The organism is Pseudomonas sp. NPDC089407, from assembly GCF_044900445.1.
Taxonomy (GTDB): Bacteria; Pseudomonadota; Gammaproteobacteria; order Pseudomonadales; family Pseudomonadaceae; genus Aquipseudomonas.
The window spans coordinates 1-15,914 of sequence record NZ_JBJDNB010000034.1 but is presented as its reverse complement, the minus strand read 5'-3'; the positions used below and the strand labels follow the sequence as shown (position 1 = coordinate 15,914).

The window sequence follows — 15,914 nt, the reverse complement described above, 5'->3', positions numbered from 1 at the left end:
ACACACAATCGCAAGACAAGCCCATTGGGCCTTGATGACCAGGCACCCCACAGGACCAAAGGCCCCGCAAGGTGCCAATAAGATCAGGCCGACGCAGCCACCTGCGCCGGGCGCTTGACCTGTGGCTGCGAAGCATTCGCCGCAGCCCCCTCTTCGATCGCCTGCTGAATCGCCTTGCGGCGAAGCTCTTCGGCACGGCGGCTGAAGAACCAGACGAAGAAGGTCACCAGCGACACCGACAGCAGGATCAAACTGGCCACGGCGTTGATCTCTGGTTTCACACCCAACCGCACCGCCGAGAACACTTCCATCGGCAAGGTGGTCGAGCCTGGGCCGGACACGAAGCTGGCCAGTACCAGGTCATCCAGCGACAGGGCGAACGACATCATGCCGCCCGCCGCCAGCGATGGCGCGATCATCGGGATGGTGATCAGGAAGAACACCTTCCACGGCTTGGCACCCAGGTCCATCGCCGCTTCCTCGATCGACAGGTCCAGTTCACGCAGGCGGGCCGACACCACCACCGCCACATACGCAGCGCAGAAGGTGGTGTGGGCGATCCAGATGGTGACGATGCCGCGCTCCTGCGGCCAGCCGATCATCTGCGCCATGGCCACGAACAGCAGCAACAGCGACAGACCGGTGATCACCTCGGGCATTACCAGCGGCGCGGTGACCAGGCCACCGAACAGCGTGCGGCCCTTGAAGCGGGTGACCCGGGTCAGCACGAAGGCCGCCAGGGTACCCAGCGCCACCGCTGCCACCGCCGTGTAACAGGCGATTTCCAGCGAGCGCATCACCGAACCCATCAGCTGGGTGTTGTCGAGCAGGCCGACGTACCATTTGATCGACCAGCCGCCCCACACCGTCACCAGCTTCGAGGCGTTGAACGAGTAGATCACCAGGATCAGCATCGGCAGGTAGATGAACAGCAAGCCGAGCACCAGCATCAGCTTGGAGAAACTGAAGCGTTTCATGCGCGGCCCTCCATCTCTTTGGCCTGGCTGCGGTTGAACAGCAGGATCGGCACGATCAGGATCGCCAGCATCACTACCGCCAAGGCAGATGCCACCGGCCAGTCACGGTTGTTGAAGAACTCTTGCCACAGCACTTTACCGATCATCAGGGTTTCCGGGCCGCCGAGCAGTTCCGGAATCACGAACTCGCCCACCACCGGGATGAACACCAGCATGCAACCGGCGATGATGCCGTTCTTCGACAGCGGCACGGTAATTTTCCAGAAGCTGTTGAAGGTGCTCGAACCCAGGTCAGAAGCAGCCTCCAGCAACGCCGGGTCGTGCTTTACCAGGTTGGCGAACAGCGGCAGGATCATGAACGGCAGGTACGAATAGACCACGCCGATGTACACCGCCAGGTTAGTGTTGAGGATCTGCAGCGGCTGGTCGATCAGCCCGGTCCACATCAGGAAACCATTAAGCAGGCCGTTATTGCTGAGGATGCCCATCCAGGCATAGACGCGGATCAGGATCGCGGTCCAGGTCGGCATCATGATCAACAGCAACAGGACCGTCTGGGTTTCCTTCTTGGCGTTGGCGATGGCGTAGGCCATCGGGAAGCCGATCAGCAGGCACAGCAGGGTGCTGAAGAAGGCCATCTTCAACGAACCCAGGTAGGCCGAGAGGTACAACTCATCCTCGGTCAGCAGGCCATAGTTGGCCAGGTTGAGTACCAGCTGGATCTTGTCTTCGACGTAGCTGTAGATCTCGGTATACGGCGGGATCGCCACGTCGGCTTCGGCAAAGCTGATCTTCAGCACGATGAAGAACGGCAGCATGAAGAACAGGAACAGCCAGATGAACGGCACGCCGATCACCACGTGCCGCCCCTGCGGGGTCAGGCGCTGGAAGGCTCGCTTGAGCTTGCGCAGTTTCATGACCGCAGTACCACGCCGCTGTCGTCTTCCCACCACACGTACACTTCATCGCCCCAGGTCGGACGGGTGCCCTGGCGTTCGGCGTTGGCCACGAACGACTGTACGATCTTGCCGCTCGGCAGCTCGACGTAGAACACCGAGTGGCCGCCCAGGTAGGCGATGTCGTGGACCTTGCCGCGCGACCAGTTGTGCTCGAAGTCCGGCTGCTGGGTGGTCACCAGCATCTTCTCGGGGCGCAGCGCGTAGGTGATGTGCTTGTCCTCGACCGAGGTAGAAACCCCGTGGCCGACGTAGATCTTGCGCTCCAGTTCAGGCGAGGCGATCAGTGCATGGCCCTCGGCGTCATCGATGACCTCGGCGTCGAACAAATTGACGTTACCGATGAACTCGCACACCAGCCGGCTGGTAGGCGTCTCGTAGATATCCACCGGCGAGCCGATCTGGGCGATCCAGCCCAGGTGCATGATGGCGATGCGCTGGGCCATGGTCATGGCCTCTTCCTGGTCGTGGGTCACCATCACGCAGGTCACACCCACGCGCTCGATGATCTCGACCAGCTCCAGCTGCATCTGCGAACGCAGTTTCTTGTCCAGCGCGCCCATCGGCTCGTCGAGCAGCAGCAGCTTGGGGCGCTTGGCCAACGAGCGGGCCAGGGCCACACGCTGACGCTGGCCACCGGACAGCTGGTGCGGCTTGCGCTTGGCGTACTGGGTCATGTGCACCAGCTTGAGCATTTCGGCCACGCGGGCGTCGATCTCGGCCTTGGGCATCTTGTCCTGCTGCAGGCCGAAGGCGATGTTCTGCGCCACGGTCATGTGCGGGAACAGCGCGTAGGACTGGAACATCATGTTGATCGGCCGCTCGTAGGGCGGCATGTCGGTGATGTCGACGCCATCGAGGAAGATCCGCCCTTCGGTCGGGCGCTCGAAGCCGGCCAGCATGCGCAGCAAGGTGGACTTGCCGGAGCCGGAACCACCCAGCAGGGCGAAAATTTCGCCCTTGCGGATTTCCAGGGACACATCGTCCACGGCTATGGTTTCGTCGAATTTTTTCGTGACCCGGTCGATCTTGACCAGCACCTGCTTGGGTTGCTGGCCACCCTCGAGGGCTTTTTTATAGGCGCCGGAGGCAACTGCCATGAGTGAAACTCCCAACAAGATTTTTGTGCCCGCGCGGCCTGGTCTGCAGGTGCCGCAGCGGGTCTGGATTTTTTACTTGCCCGACTTGACCTTGGTCCAGCTGCGGGTCATCAGCCGTTGCACCTTGGGTGGCAACTCTGAGTTCACGAACATCTTGTCCAGCACTTCCTGCGGTGGGTAAACCGCGGCGTCAGTCCTCACGGCCTGGTCCATCAGGTCGCCAGCCTTGGGGTTCGGGTTGGCGTAACCGACGTAATCACTGACCTGGGCGATAACCTCAGGTTTCAGCAAATAGTTGATGAAGGCATGCGCCTCTTTGACGTTCTTGGCGTCCTTGGGAATCGCCAGCACGTCGAACCAGAGGTTGCCGCCTTCCTTGGGAATGGCGTAGGCCAGGTTCACGCCCTTCTTCGCTTCTTCAGCGCGGGCCTTGGCCTGGAACACATCACCCGAGAAACCTGCCGCGACGCAGATGTCGCCGTTGGCCAGGTCGGTGATGTACTTGGACGAATGGAAGTAGGTCACGTAAGGGCGCACGGCCAGCAGCTTCTGCTCGGCCTTGGCGTAATCCTTGGGGTCGGTGCTGTTGGGGTTCAGGCCCATGTAGTTGAGCACCGCCGGGAGCATTTCGTCCGCCGAGTCGAGGAAAGCCACACCACACGTGGAGAGCTTCTTCATGTTCTCGGGTTCGAACAGCACGGCCCAGGAGTCGATGGTGTCCACGCCCAGCGCGGCTTTCACCTTGTCGACGTTGTAACCGATGCCGTTGGTGCCCCACAGGTAAGGCACCGCGTACTGGTTACCGGGGTCGTTTTTTTCCAGGCGCTTCATCAACGCCGGGTCGAGGTTGGAATAGTTGGGCAGCAGCTTCTTGTCGAGCTTCTGGAACGCGCCCGCCTTGATCTGCTTGCCGAGGAAATGGTTGGACGGCACCACCACGTCATAGCCGGTGTTGCCGGCCAGCAGCTTGCCTTCCAGGGTTTCGTTGGAGTCGAACACGTCCTGCACGGGCTTGATGCCGGTGGCTTTCTCGAAGTCCGCGAGCGTGGTCGGGCCGATGTAATCGGACCAGTTATAGAAGTGCACCGTTGGCGCCGCTTGGACGCTGCATGCCAGCGTCAGGCCCGCGCCAGCCAGCAAGGCCTTGCGGAATACAGAAATAGACAAGTGGGTGGTCCTCACAATCAGTGCCTGGGTCGCGACAATGCTGCCGCACACGCAAAACCGGCGCGCAACTTACCTTCGCAGCTTCGATGCCGCAATCATCAATTGCCTTTCACTGGCTCTGGGCCGGAAATCCCGGCCCAGAGGTGCCGCATCGGGGTTATTTGCCCGACTTGATCTTGGTCCAGCTGCGGGTGATCACACGCTGTACCGAAGCATCAGGCGCAGCGATCGCGTACAGCTGCTTTTTCACGTCGGCAGGCGGGTAGATGCTTGGGTCGCTGGTGATGTCTTTGTCGACCAACGGGGTCGCGGCCTCGTTACCGTTCGGGAAGCGTACGGCGTTGGTGATTTCAGCCATGATTTCCGGTTGCATGAGGAAGTTCATGAACTGGTAGGCAGCGTCTTTATGCTCGGCATCCTTAGGGATGGCGACCATGTCGTAGAAGGTACCGGCACCCTCTTTCGGAATGACATAGTCCACTTTGACCTTGTCGCCGGCTTCGTGGGCACGGGCCTTGGACTGCTCCAGGTCACCCGAGTAACCGACGGCCACGCAGATGTTGCCGTTGGCCATGTCGCCGATGTACTTGGACGAGTGGAAGTAGGTGATCGAAGGGCGAATCTTGAGGAACAGGTCCTCGGCGGCCTTCAGGTCTTCTTTCTTGGTGCTGTTGCTTGGCAGGCCCAGGTAGTGCAGCGCAGCCGGCAGCATTTCGGTCGGGGCATCCAGGAAGCTCACGCCGCAGCTCTTGAGCTTGGCGATGTTCTCAGGCTTGAACACGGCGTCCCACGAGTCAATGTGGTCCACGCCCAGTGCGGCCTTGACCTTCTCCGGATTGTAGCCGATGCCGATCGAGCCCCACATGTACGGGAAGGCGTGCTTGTTGTCCTTGTCGCTGGCATCGCCAACGGCTTTGAGCAGGTCCGGGTCGAGGTTTTTCCAGTTCGGCAGCTTGGAGCGGTCCAGTTCTTCGTACACGCCAGCCTTGATCTGCTTGGCCAGGAAGTTGTTGGACGGCACGACGATGTCGTAACCCGATTTGCCGGCCAGCAGCTTGGCTTCGAGGGTTTCGTTGCTGTCGAAGACGTCGTACTTGACCTTGATACCGGTCTGCTTCTCGAACTTGGCGATGGTGTCCGGAGCGATGTAGTCCGACCAGTTATAGACGTTCAACACTTTGTCTTCAGCCTGAACAGCGGTAGCCATGGCGCCCATCAGGGCGGCGGCCAGCAACGTCTTGCCCATTTTATTCATGCGTAATGCTCCAGAATTTTTTATTTAGCCATCTGTTCAGCAGCCAGGACCTACGGTGCAGAGCGCGCGGCGACTGAAACAGCCGCTAGTCTGGCAAGTTCCAAGGCCCTGTATCAAGGAAAGCAGGGCCTTGTAACCACTTAATGTCACACCGCTAGCCTAGCAAACGCCTAGCGAATCGCTTCCAGGGTCAGATCGAGGCACTTGCGTGCCTTTTCCACCAGTTCGTCGATCTCTGCACGGCTGATCACCAGCGGCGGCGCAATGATCATGGTGTCACCCACCGCGCGCATGATCAGGCCGTTTTCAAAGCAGAAGTTACGGCAGATCATGCCCACGCCTTTGCCTTCGTAACGGCTGCGGGAGGCCTTGTCCCTGACCAGCTCGATCGCGCCGAGCAGGCCCAGGCCGCGTACCTCGCCCACCAGCGGGTGGTCCTGCAGCTCACGCAAACGCTTTTGCAAATACGGTGCCGCTTCGGTGCGCGCCTTCTCGACAATTTTCTCGTCGCGCAGGATGCGCAGGTTTTCCAGGCCCACGGCGGCCGCCACCGGGTGCCCGGAGTAGGTGAAGCCGTGGTTGAAGTCGCCGCCTTCGCTGATCACCTTGGCCACGGTGTCACGCACGATCACACCGCCCATGGGGATGTAACCGGAGGTCAGGCCCTTGGCGATGGTCATCAGGTCAGGCTTGAGGCCGTAGTAGTCGGCACCGAACCACTCGCCGGTACGGCCGAAACCGCAGATCACCTCGTCGGCGACGAACAGGATGTCGTACTTGGCGAGGATCTCCTTCACCTTCGGCCAGTAGGTCTCCGGCGGGATGATCACGCCGCCGGCGCCCTGGATCGGCTCGGCGATGAAGGCGGCGACGTTGTCTTCGCCGACTTCGAGGATTTTCTTTTCCAACTGCTCGGCCGCCCAGACACCGAATTCATCCGGGGTCATGTCGCCGCCTTCGCCAAACCAGTACGGCTGCGGGATATGCACGATGCCAGGGATCGGCAGGCCGCCCTGCTCGTGCATGCCACTCATGCCGCCCAGGCTGGCGCCGGCGACGGTGGAGCCGTGGTAGCCGTTGATACGGCCGATGATGGTCTGCTTCTGTGGTTTGCCCTTCAGTGCCCAGTAGTGGCGGACCATGCGCAGCACGGTGTCGTTGCCTTCAGAGCCGGAGCCGGTGAAGAACACATGGGTCATGCCTTCCGGCGCCACGTCGGTGATCGCCTTGGCCAGTTCCAGTGCAGGTGGGTGGGCGGTCTGGAAGAACAGGTTGTAGTACGGCAGCTCGCGCATCTGCTTCTCGGCCGCCTGCACCAGTTCCTCGCGGCCATAGCCGACCGCCACGCACCACAGGCCAGCCATGCCATCGAGAATCTTGTGCCCCTCGCTATCCCACAAATGCACACCCTGGGCCTTGGTGATGATGCGCGGCCCCTTCTCCTTCAGTTGCTTGTAGTCACTGAAAGGTGCGAGGTGATGCTCCCCGCTCAGGGTTTGCCATTCACGGGTTTGCGGGTTGTTGACGCTCATGTGCTTCTCCGTTTTTCGACCGCCGCGCTCCTGCGGCACCAGGGTTTATCAGACAGCGAACAGCAGGAACTCACGCTCCCAGGAACTGATGACGCGTTTGAAGTTTTCGTGCTCGGCGCGCTTGGTGGCGACATATCCGGTAATGAATTTTTTACCCAGGTACTGCACCAGCGCACGGCTGTTTTCCATGCGTTCCAGGGCGTCCTCGATGGTCAGAGGCAGGCGCAGGTTGCGCCGTTCGTAGCCACGGCCCTGCACCGGCGCGCTGGCCTCGATGCCTTCTACCATGCCGATGTAGCCACACAGCAGGCTGGCGGCAATGGCCAGGTACGGGTTGGCGTCGGCACCCGGCAGGCGGTTCTCCACCCGGCGGCTTTGCGGGCCGGCATCGGGTACGCGCAGGCCGACGGTGCGGTTTTCTTCGCCCCACTCCACGTTCACCGGCGCCGAGGTATCCGGCAGGAAGCGGCGGAACGAGTTGACGTTGGGGGCAAACAGCGGCAGCGCCTCGGGGATGAACTTCTGCAGGCCACCGATGTGGTGCAGGAACAGCTCGCTCATGCTGCCGTCGGCATTGCTGAAGATGTTCTTGCCGGTGGCCACGTCGACCACGCTCTGGTGCAGGTGCATGGCACTGCCCGGCTCGCCGGTCATCGGCTTGGCCATGAAGGTGGCGGCCACGTTGTGCTTGAGCGCTGCTTCACGCATGGTGCGTTTGAACACCAGGATCTGGTCGGCCAGGTGCAGGGCATCACCGTGACGGAAGTTGATTTCCATCTGCGCCGTGCCGTCTTCGTGGATCAGCGTGTCGAGGTCCAGCTGCTGCAGTTCGCACCAGTCATAGACATCTTCGAACAGCGGGTCGAATTCGTTGGCCGCTTCGATCGAGAACGACTGGCGGCCGGTTTCCGGGCGGCCGGAGCGGCCTACTGGCGGCTGCAGCGGGAAGTCCGGGTCTTCGCTGCGCTTGGTCAGGTAGAACTCCATCTCGGGCGCGACGATCGGCTGCCAGCCCTTGTCGGCGTATAGCTGCAGCACTTTCTTCAGCACGTTGCGCGGCGACAGTTCGACCGGGTTGCCCTTCTTGTCATAGGTGTCGTGAATCACCTGGGCGGTCGGCTCGATGGCCCACGGCACCAGGAACACGGCGTTCTCGTCGGGGCGGCAGATCATGTCGATGTCTGCCGGGTCGAGCAGTTCGTAATAGATGTCGTCGTCGACGTAGTCGCCGGTCACGGTCTGCAGCAGCACGCTCTCGGGCAGGCGCATGCCTTTTTCGGCAATGAATTTGTTGGTGGGCGAAATCTTGCCGCGCGTGATGCCGGTCAGGTCGCTGATCATGCATTCGACTTCGGTGATCTTGTGCTCTTTCAACCAATCGGTGAGCTGGTCGAGGTTGTTACTCATAAATACCTCAGGAGGTAAGGTGGTCCGCGACTTGATTCTGGATGGAGTAGATTGCTAAAGCAAAAACCCACGCGCAGGCGGACACTGGATACACTGAAAACAAGCGTGTCCGTATGAGTTGGTAGGGCAGGAAGACGAAATCAAGGGCGGCATGCCGCTACGAGGACGGGTCCGGGAACGCCAAACGTCAATTATTGCGGCCAGGGCGGCCATGCCATTGACGAAGCTTGCAAAAACGACGGAGGTACCCGATAGCGCTGCGCAGGCAGTGCTTTCAGGTCGCGGCAAGCGGACCATGTGACCCTCGTATTATTGTGTTCTGGGTTGAGACCGAGCTTAGCCTTGTTCATTTTTTTACACAACACCCGCGTAAAAAATAAAACACGGCAAGCTTGAGATAGCCCTTTACGCGGTAAATAGCGGATAATGGCACGCCCCGATATGCAGCAAATCTGCCGTAGATGTGCCATTTCAGGGCATCATGGGGTTGGCTTGACATCAGTATGGCTTTTCGATTGACTGGTCCTGCAAGCCCCCCTTGATTGATATTTTTAACAACAAAGGTGTTGCATCATGTCGGTACCCCCGCGTGCCGTTCAGCTTAACGAAGCGAACGCGTTCCTTAAGGAACATCCTGAGGTTCTCTACGTTGACCTTCTGATTGCAGATATGAATGGTGTGGTGCGTGGCAAGCGCATTGAGCGCACCAGCCTCCACAAGGTTTACGAGAAAGGCATCAACCTGCCGGCCTCCCTCTTCGCCCTGGACATCAACGGTTCTACCGTCGAAAGCACCGGGCTGGGTCTGGACATCGGCGATGCTGACCGCATCTGCTATCCAATCCCCGACACGCTCTGTAACGAGCCGTGGCAAAAACGCCCTACCGCCCAGCTGCTGATGACCATGCACGAGCTGGAAGGCGAGCCGTTCTTCGCCGACCCGCGTGAAGTGCTGCGCCAGGTGGTGAGCAAGTTCACCGATATGGGCCTGACCATCTGCGCCGCGTTCGAGCTTGAGTTCTACCTGATTGACCAGGAGAACGTGAATGGCCGTCCGCAGCCACCACGCTCGCCTATTTCGGGCAAGCGCCCGCAGTCGACCCAGGTATACCTGATCGACGACCTCGACGAATATGCCGACTGCCTGCAGGACATCCTCGAAGGCGCGAAGGAACAAGGCATCCCGGCCGATGCCATCGTCAAGGAAAGCGCCCCGGCGCAGTTCGAAGTCAACCTGCACCACGTGCCCGACCCGCTCAAGGCCTGCGACTACGCGGTACTGCTCAAGCGGTTGATCAAGAACATCGCCTACGACCATGAAATGGACACCACCTTCATGGCCAAGCCCTACCCGGGCCAGGCAGGCAACGGCCTGCATGTACACATTTCCGTGCTGGACAAAGATGGCAACAACATCTTCACCAGCGAGGATCCCGAGCAGAACGCCGCGCTACGTCACGCTGTCGGCGGTGTGCTCGAGACCCTGCCCGCGTCCATGGCGTTCCTCTGCCCGAACGTCAACTCGTACCGCCGCTTTGGCGCGCAGTTCTACGTACCGAATGCGCCAAGCTGGGGCCTGGACAACCGTACCGTGGCCCTGCGCGTGCCGACCGGCTCGGCCGATGCCGTGCGCATCGAACACCGCGTAGCCGGTGCCGACGCCAACCCGTACCTGATGATGGCTGCCGTGCTGGCTGGCGTGCACCATGGCCTGACCAACAAGATCGAACCAGGTGCGCCGATCGAAGGCAACTCGTACGAGCAGCTGGAGCAGAGCCTGCCGAACAACCTGCGCGATGCCCTGCGCGAGCTGGACGACAGCGAAATCCTGAACAAGTACATCGATCCGAAGTACATCGACATCTTTGTCGCGTGCAAGGAGAGCGAGCTGGAGGAGTTCGAGCATTCGATCTCCGACCTCGAGTACAACTGGTACCTGCATACCGTGTAAACAAAAACGCCGCCCCTAAGGGCGGCGTTTTTCATTGGTTTCCAGGCAACTCGGTCTCCTGTAGGAGCGGCCTTGTGTCGCGATGGGGTGCGAAGCGCCCCCAGGATTTGTGCATCAAGCTGATGGTGCCGGGGCCGCTTTGCGGCCCGATCGCGACACTAGGCCGCTCCTACAGAGACCGCGCAACAAGCTGGTCCCTTACAGAGACTTCTCGAAAATCTTCGAATTACGCTGGTAGTTGTACAGCGAAGCCCGCGCCGCCGGCAGCCGCTCAACACCACTCGGCGCAAAACCACGCTCACGGAACCAGTGTGCGGTTCGCGTAGTAAGCACGAACAAGGTATTCAGCCCCATCTGCCGCGCCCGGCTCTCGATGCGCTCCAGCAGCTCGTCCCCACGCCCCCCATGGCGGTACTCCGGGTTCACCGCCAGGCACGCGAGCTCGCCGGCCTCGGAATCGGCAATCGGGTACAGCGCCGCACAGGCGATGATCATGCCTTCACGCTCGACCACGCTGAACTGCTCGATTTCCCGCTCCAGCACCTCGCGCGAACGACGCACCAGGATGCCCTGCTCTTCCAGCGGGCTGATCAGCTCCAGCAAGCCACCGACGTCCTCGATGGTCGCCTCGCGCACCACCTCGAACTGCTCTTGCGACACCAGCGTACCGCCACCACCCCGGGTGAACAGCTCGGTCAGCAGCGCGCCGTCTTCGGCATAACTGACGATATGGCTGCGCGCCACACCGCCTTTGCAGGCCTCGGCGGCCGCATCCAGCAGTTCGCCCTGGTAATCGCTGCCCAGGCGCTGCAGGTGCGGCGCCACTTGCTGTGGGCGCAGTTCGCGCACCAGTTTGCCGTCGGCGTCCAGCAGGCCCGGCTCGGCGCCGAACAGCAGCAGCTTGTCGGCCCCCAATTCGATGGCGGCGCGGGTAGCGACGTCTTCGCAGGCCAGGTTGAAGATTTCCCCGGTGGGCGAATAGCCCAACGGCGACAGCAACACGATCGAGCGCTCATCGAGCAGGCGGCTGATGCCCTTGCGGTCGACCCGGCGCACTTCGCCGGTGTGGTGGTAGTCCACCCCTTCCAGCACGCCGATCGGCCGTGCGGTGACCAGGTTGCCAGACGCCACGCGCAGGCGCGAGCCCTGCATCGGCGAAGCGGCGATGTCCATCGACAGGCGCGCCTCGATGGCCAGGCGCAGTGCGCCAACCGCGTCGATCACGCAGTCCAGGGTGGCCGCATCGGTGATGCGCAGGCCATGGTGGTAGTGCGGGGTCAGGCCGCGATCGGCCAGGCGGCTTTCGATTTGCGGGCGCGAGCCATGCACCAGCACCAGGCGCACGCCCAGGCTGTGCAACAGCACCAGGTCGTGGACGATATTGCCGAAATTAGGGTGTTCTACGCCATCGCCAGGGAGCATGACCACGAAGGTGCAGTCGCGATGGGCATTGATGTACGGGGAGGCATGACGCAGCCAGTTGACGTAGTCGGGCATGACAGGGCCTGTGGATAAGTGGACGGAGAACGGCGATTCACGGGGCGTTCAGGATCATCGTCGGAACAGGCTTGCGGTCACGCGCGGTCTCCTCTAGGCAGGAACGAATCAACTGGGTTGACGTTTAGTGCAGGCAATAGTGCCGGATCAGGTCACGTAATAGACGCACGGTAGGCTCGATTCGTGACATTTCAAGGTATTCGCCGGGCTGGTGGGCGCAGGCGATGTCGCCAGGGCCCAGCACGATGGTCTGGCAGCCCAGCTGCTGAAGATAAGGCGCTTCGGTGCCGAACGCCACCGCTTCGGCGCGATGGCCGGTCAGGCGTTCTGCCACCAGCACCAGCTCGGCGTCGGCGGCCTGCTCGAACGGCGGTACCTCGGGGAACAGCGGCGCGTAGTCGATGCGCACTTCATGGCGCTCGGCCACCGGCACCAGCTTTTCGCGAATGGCCGCGCGCAGTTGCTCCACATCCATGCCTGGCAGCGGCCGCAGGTCGAACTCCAGGGCGCACTGGCCACAGATACGGTTGGGGTTGTCGCCACCGTGAATGCAGCCAAAGTTCATGGTTGGCGTCGGCACGGTGAATTGCGGGTTGCTGTAGGTTTGCTGCCATTGCTGGCGCAGGCCCATCAGCTCGCCCATCACCGCGTGCATGGCCTCCATGGCGCTGCGGCCCAGGTTTGGGTCCGACGAATGGCCGCTGCGCCCGAGGATGTCGATGCGGTCCATGAGGATGCCCTTGTGCATGCGGATCGGCCGCAGCCCGGTCGGCTCGCCGATCACCGCCGCACGCCCCAGCGGCTGGCCGGCCTCGGCCAGGGCGCGGGCGCCGGACATGGAGCTTTCTTCGTCACAGGTGGCGAGGATCAGCAGCGGCTGCTTGAAGTCATGCTCCAGCAGCGGGATGACCGCTTCAATGGCCAGGGCGAAGAAGCCTTTCATGTCGCAGCTGCCCAGGCCGACCCAGCGGCCATCGGCCTCGGTCAGTTTTAGCGGGTCGCTGTGCCACAGCTGTTCGTCGTAGGGTACGGTGTCGCTATGCCCGGCCAGCACCAGGCCGCCAGGGCCGGTGCCACGGCTGGCCAGCAGGTTGAACTTGCCGGGCGTAACCTGCTGGATATCGCACTTAAAACCCACATCGCCCAGCCAGCCGGCGAGCAGGTCGATGACCTGCCGGTTGGACTGGTCCAGCGCAGGCTGGGTGCAACTGACCGAAGGCGCGGCGATCAAGGCGGCAAACTGGTCTTTCAGCGTCGGCAACGGCATGCGCGTACTCCTCGGAAGCGTTGCCCATCATAGCAATGCCGTCCCTTCTTGCGGCAAGCGATGCCGAGGGCCGCTTTGCGGCCCAATCGCGACACAAGGCCGCTCCTACATGAGAACGCGATCCCTTGTAGGAGCGGCCTTGTGTCGCGAAAGGGGTGCGAAGCGCCCCCAAATCCAACAGTCCATTACTGACTGCTGTAGACTCTCCGCCAACCACGCCCCCTCCTTCGAGTCTGTGATGCACAAAGAAACCGAACTCAAGCTCCGCGCCAGCCGCGAGACCCTTGCCGCCCTGCGCGAGCACCCTCTGCTGAAAAAGCGCAACAAGTCCGGCTGGCAGACCCGCGAACTGACCAACCAGTACTTCGACACCCCCGAGCGTGAACTGTCCGCCGCGCGTGTCGCCCTGCGCCTGCGCCGCGACGGCGATGTGGTCATCCAGACCCTCAAGTGCCGCGGCCAGAGTGTGGCGGGCCTGTCCGAGCGCAACGAGTACGAGTGGAACCTGGACAAGGCCAAGCTCGACCTGAAAAAGCTCGACGCCACCTGCTGGCCCGAGCAACTGGCCGAGCTGGACAAAAAGACCATCAAGCCACTGTTCACCACCGACTTCACCCGTGAATTCGCTGAAATCGCCTGGGGCCGCGGCAAGAGCAAGGTCGTGATCGAGGCCGCGCTGGACCAGGGCTTTGTGGTTGCCGGCAAGCGCAAGGAAGAAATCTGCGAGCTGGAGCTGGAGCTGCGCGAAGGTGAGCCGCAGGCACTGCTGGAGCTGGCCGCAGAGCTGGCCGCCAGCCTGCCGCTGATGCCCTGCGACATCAGCAAGGCCGAGCGTGGCTACCGCCTGCTGGAGCCGGACAGCTACGAGCTGGGCCTGCCAGGCACCGAGCTGGACGCCGAGATGGCTGTGGACGATGCCTATGCCGCACTGGCCTGGCAACTGCTGGGCAGCAGCCAGCGTCTGGCCGAGCAATACCGCCACAACGGCCACTGGCGCCTGCTGCAGGACTGGGTCGAGTGCCTGAGCGAGCTGCGTGCCATCACCGCCAGCCTGGGCCAGGCCGCGCCGCGGGCAACCACCCGCGACCTGCGCAACAGCCTTGATGCCCTGCTGGAAGACTGGCGCCCGCTGGTGCAAGCCGGCAACGATGACGAAGACATCCGCCGCGCCGCCCCGGAGCAGTTCGCCGAAGAGCTGGAAGACGTGCGCTGGGGCCAGTTCTCGCTGGAAACCTCGCGCTGGCTGCATGCCCGCGCCTGGACCGCAGAACGCAAAGGCCGCGGCGAGCGCCAGGGCAAGGCGCAGCTGGCCAGCTGGATGGGCCATTTGCTGGGCGAAGAAGGCCGCGCGCTGAAGCTGCCGCTGTACACCCAGCGCCCGGAAGACCTGGCCGAACAGCTGCCGCGTATCGAGCAACTGCTGGCCTGGCTGCACCATGCCCGCCAAGTGCTGGAGGCGCCGCAGATGGACCGCCTGTATGGCGACCTGAAGAAGCTGCATGAGCTGGCTGAGCTGCCCATCAGTGATGAAGTGCTGGAAGCGCGGATCGAACAGGCTCGGGCAGTGGATCAGAGCCGCGGCTGGAAGCACCTACTCAAGGCGTGAGCCTTTCTGAAAGCTGACGCGATCCCCTGTAGGAGCGGCCTTGTGTCGCGAAAGGGCCGCAAAGCGGCCCCAGCAATATCTGCTTGATGCACAAATCTTGGGGGCGCTTCGCACCCCATCGCGACACAAGGCCGCTCCTACAGGGGACCGCGTCAGCGGGTCTTGAGCGGCCTTACCGCGAAAGTGGCAGGCTGGTAGTGGACTTGATCTCCGACAGCGCCACAATCGAGTTCACTTCCTGAATCCCCGGCACGTTCGACAGCTTTTCGAAAAAGAACCGCTCATAAGCCTCGATGTCCGAGGTAACGATGCGCAGCAGGAAGTCCACCGCCCCCATTAGCACATAACACTCCAGCACCTCCGGAAACCCGCGGATCGCCTCGGTAAACTCGGTAAAGTTGGAGCGCCCATGGGCGTTCAGTTTCACCTCGGCGAAAATCTGCGTGTTCAGGCCGACCTTCTTGCGGTCGAGCAAGGTCACCTGCCCCCGAATCACCCCCTCTTCCTTCAAGCGCTGTATGCGCCGCCAGCACGGCGATTGCGACAACCCGACACGCTCGGCGATCTGCGCGCTGGACAATGAAGCGTCGTCTTGCAGCAGTTCGAGTATGCGTCGATCGTAGGCGTCCAGCTCGCTTTGCATTATCAATTCTCCGATGAAGCAGATTTTGAATTGTTCAATTTGCCATTACCGCAAAATGATCAAATCATAGCGAAAAAATACCCGCCCCGACGTGCAAGAATTTCTCCCACATTTTGCGGAGACCAGCATGAACGCACAGCCCCGTACCGACGCCTGGGCCGCCCACAACGCCCACAGCACCGTGCACTATCGCCTGCAGGCCGAGGCCGAGCCCGACAGCCTGTGCCGGGTGCTCAACCTGTTCGCCCTGCAGTTTTTGACCCCGCACAGCGTGCAGGTCAGCCAGCAGAATGACTGGCTGGATATCGAGGTGGGTATCGGCGGCTTGAGCTGGCACCGGGCCGAGGTGATTGCGCAAAAATTGCGTAACCTGGTGTGTGTGGGTGAGGTGAGCCTGAGCAATATGCAGCGGGTGGAGTTGGCTGTTGTGTAAGCATTTGCCGGCCCTATCGCCGGCAAGCCAGAGGGTGTCAGAAATTTTGTGTTCGGGCATAACATGAGTAAGAGGTGCATGTATGCCAACCAAAAAGAAAACCTTGCGTGACCTGCCCAAAATT

13 protein-coding genes are annotated in these 15,914 nt (G+C 61.6%); 3 read left to right on the top strand and 10 right to left on the bottom strand.

All coding sequences use genetic code 11. From position 1 onward, the window contains the following. Positions 1–83: 83 nt before the first annotated feature. The 7 genes from ACI2KG_RS22770 to ACI2KG_RS22740 all read right to left on the bottom strand — a co-directional run bounded on the left by ACI2KG_RS22770 (position 84) and on the right by ACI2KG_RS22740 (position 8,394). Positions 84–977, bottom strand: coding sequence for an ABC transporter permease subunit (locus ACI2KG_RS22770; RefSeq protein ID WP_400732870.1), 894 nt, complete (start codon positions 975–977; stop codon positions 84–86). After that, entirely contained in the window at positions 974–1,894 is a 921-nt protein-coding gene (locus ACI2KG_RS22765; RefSeq protein ID WP_201201200.1) for an ABC transporter permease subunit, read from the bottom strand. Before ACI2KG_RS22765 ends, ACI2KG_RS22770 begins: the two co-directional genes overlap by 4 nt. Then, positions 1,891–3,033, bottom strand: coding sequence for a polyamine ABC transporter ATP-binding protein (potA, locus tag ACI2KG_RS22760; protein ID WP_400612638.1), 1,143 nt, complete (start codon positions 3,031–3,033; stop codon positions 1,891–1,893). Before potA ends, ACI2KG_RS22765 begins: the two co-directional genes overlap by 4 nt. 72 nt (positions 3,034–3,105) lie before the next feature. Then, positions 3,106–4,200, bottom strand: coding sequence for a polyamine ABC transporter substrate-binding protein (locus tag ACI2KG_RS22755; RefSeq protein ID WP_404663375.1), 1,095 nt, complete (start codon positions 4,198–4,200; stop codon positions 3,106–3,108). Between the two features lie 157 nt (positions 4,201–4,357). Further along, positions 4,358–5,455: a polyamine ABC transporter substrate-binding protein gene (locus ACI2KG_RS22750; protein ID WP_404663374.1), complete on the bottom strand. Its 1,098-nt coding sequence runs from the start codon at positions 5,453–5,455 to the stop codon at positions 4,358–4,360. Positions 5,456–5,625: 170 nt separating this feature from the next. Further along, positions 5,626–6,987, bottom strand: a complete 1,362-nt coding sequence (locus ACI2KG_RS22745; RefSeq protein ID WP_404663373.1) for an aspartate aminotransferase family protein — start codon at positions 6,985–6,987, stop codon at positions 5,626–5,628. A 48-nt stretch (positions 6,988–7,035) separates the two neighbouring features. Next, positions 7,036–8,394, bottom strand: coding sequence for a glutamine synthetase family protein (locus ACI2KG_RS22740; protein ID WP_201201186.1), 1,359 nt, complete (start codon positions 8,392–8,394; stop codon positions 7,036–7,038). 573 nt (positions 8,395–8,967) lie between these two features. Here ACI2KG_RS22740 and ACI2KG_RS22735 point away from each other — a divergent pair. Further along, entirely contained in the window at positions 8,968–10,344 is a 1,377-nt protein-coding gene (locus tag ACI2KG_RS22735) for a glutamine synthetase family protein (RefSeq protein ID WP_400612647.1), read from the top strand. A 198-nt stretch (positions 10,345–10,542) separates the two neighbouring features. On the opposite strand, the gene argA is transcribed toward ACI2KG_RS22735, so the two are convergent. Together argA and argE are read right to left on the bottom strand one after the other, a co-directional pair. Beyond that, positions 10,543–11,841 carry an amino-acid N-acetyltransferase gene (gene argA, locus ACI2KG_RS22730; protein ID WP_391130569.1) on the bottom strand — a complete coding sequence of 433 codons (1,299 nt, stop codon included), beginning with the start codon at positions 11,839–11,841 and terminating at the stop codon, positions 10,543–10,545. A 124-nt stretch (positions 11,842–11,965) separates the two neighbouring features. Continuing rightward, the gene (gene argE / locus ACI2KG_RS22725) at positions 11,966–13,108 is read right to left on the bottom strand and encodes an acetylornithine deacetylase (RefSeq protein ID WP_404663372.1); all 1,143 of its coding nucleotides are present in this window, start codon (positions 13,106–13,108) and stop codon (positions 11,966–11,968) included. A gap of 238 nt (positions 13,109–13,346) precedes the next feature. Here argE and ACI2KG_RS22720 point away from each other — a divergent pair, with 238 nt between their 5' ends. Further along, complete coding sequence (locus ACI2KG_RS22720; protein ID WP_404663371.1) at positions 13,347–14,714, top strand: CYTH domain-containing protein; 1,368 nt, start codon at positions 13,347–13,349, stop codon at positions 14,712–14,714. A gap of 172 nt (positions 14,715–14,886) precedes the next feature. Here ACI2KG_RS22720 and ACI2KG_RS22715 read toward each other — a convergent pair whose 3' ends face one another. Next, positions 14,887–15,357, bottom strand: coding sequence for an Lrp/AsnC family transcriptional regulator (locus ACI2KG_RS22715; protein WP_404663370.1), 471 nt, complete (start codon positions 15,355–15,357; stop codon positions 14,887–14,889). 127 nt (positions 15,358–15,484) lie between these two features. Here ACI2KG_RS22715 and ACI2KG_RS22710 point away from each other — a divergent pair, with 127 nt between their 5' ends. Continuing rightward, positions 15,485–15,790, top strand: coding sequence for a hypothetical protein (locus ACI2KG_RS22710; RefSeq protein WP_400612657.1), 306 nt, complete (start codon positions 15,485–15,487; stop codon positions 15,788–15,790). The last annotated feature ends 124 nt before the right edge of the window (positions 15,791–15,914 follow it).

Coding starts and splice junctions, on each gene's coding strand:
- ACI2KG_RS22770 (WP_400732870.1), bottom strand. CDS start 977: ATGAAACGCTTCAGTTTCTCCAAGCTGATGCTGGTGCTCGGCTTGCTG.
- ACI2KG_RS22765 (WP_201201200.1), bottom strand. CDS start 1,894: ATGAAACTGCGCAAGCTCAAGCGAGCCTTCCAGCGCCTGACCCCGCAG.
- potA (WP_400612638.1), bottom strand. CDS start 3,033: ATGGCAGTTGCCTCCGGCGCCTATAAAAAAGCCCTCGAGGGTGGCCAG.
- ACI2KG_RS22750 (WP_404663374.1), bottom strand. CDS start 5,455: ATGAATAAAATGGGCAAGACGTTGCTGGCCGCCGCCCTGATGGGCGCC.
- ACI2KG_RS22745 (WP_404663373.1), bottom strand. CDS start 6,987: ATGAGCGTCAACAACCCGCAAACCCGTGAATGGCAAACCCTGAGCGGG.
- ACI2KG_RS22740 (WP_201201186.1), bottom strand. CDS start 8,394: ATGAGTAACAACCTCGACCAGCTCACCGATTGGTTGAAAGAGCACAAG.
- ACI2KG_RS22735 (WP_400612647.1), top strand. CDS start 8,968: ATGTCGGTACCCCCGCGTGCCGTTCAGCTTAACGAAGCGAACGCGTTC.
- argA (WP_391130569.1), bottom strand. CDS start 11,841: ATGCCCGACTACGTCAACTGGCTGCGTCATGCCTCCCCGTACATCAAT.
- argE (WP_404663372.1), bottom strand. CDS start 13,108: ATGCCGTTGCCGACGCTGAAAGACCAGTTTGCCGCCTTGATCGCCGCG.
- ACI2KG_RS22720 (WP_404663371.1), top strand. CDS start 13,347: ATGCACAAAGAAACCGAACTCAAGCTCCGCGCCAGCCGCGAGACCCTT.
- ACI2KG_RS22715 (WP_404663370.1), bottom strand. CDS start 15,357: ATGCAAAGCGAGCTGGACGCCTACGATCGACGCATACTCGAACTGCTG.
- ACI2KG_RS22710 (WP_400612657.1), top strand. CDS start 15,485: ATGAACGCACAGCCCCGTACCGACGCCTGGGCCGCCCACAACGCCCAC.